The following is a 420-nucleotide window of genomic DNA, read 5'->3' as shown; positions in this document are numbered from 1 at the left end:
CACACCGTGCTCACCGACAACGGGATCCACTTCACCACCCCCGGCAACATCGCATCAGCCGCACCGCTCATCCGCGAGGCCATGGAGCGGGGCGAGCTGTTCCGGGCTCACTCCTTTGAACTCGCCTGCGCGCAGAACCGCATCGAGCACCGCCTGACCAAACCGCATCACCCGTGGACAAATGGGCAGGTCGAAAGAATGAACAGGGCGCTGAAAGAGGCCACCGTTCGGCGCTACCACTATGGCAGCCACGACGAGCTTCGCAGCCACCTTGTCCTGTTCCTCAACGCCTACAACTACGCCAGGCGGCTCAAGACGCTGAAGGGCCTCACCCCCTACGAGTTCATCTGCCGATCATGGGCCACCGAGCCACACAGGTTTACCGCTGACCCGCACCACCAAATGCCGGGACCAAACATC

Annotated in this window: 1 protein-coding gene; it reads left to right on the top strand. The window is 62.4% G+C overall.

Annotated features, from left to right (window positions below):
• A partial coding sequence (locus NJ376_RS02475; RefSeq protein WP_252951653.1) for an integrase core domain-containing protein occupies window positions 1-420 on the top strand: 420 nt, incomplete at both ends.

Origin of the sequence: Siccirubricoccus soli (genome assembly GCF_024178315.1) — a bacterium.
GTDB lineage: Bacteria > Pseudomonadota > Alphaproteobacteria > Acetobacterales > Acetobacteraceae > Siccirubricoccus > Siccirubricoccus soli.
This window is presented reverse-complemented; position numbering and strand designations above follow the sequence as displayed.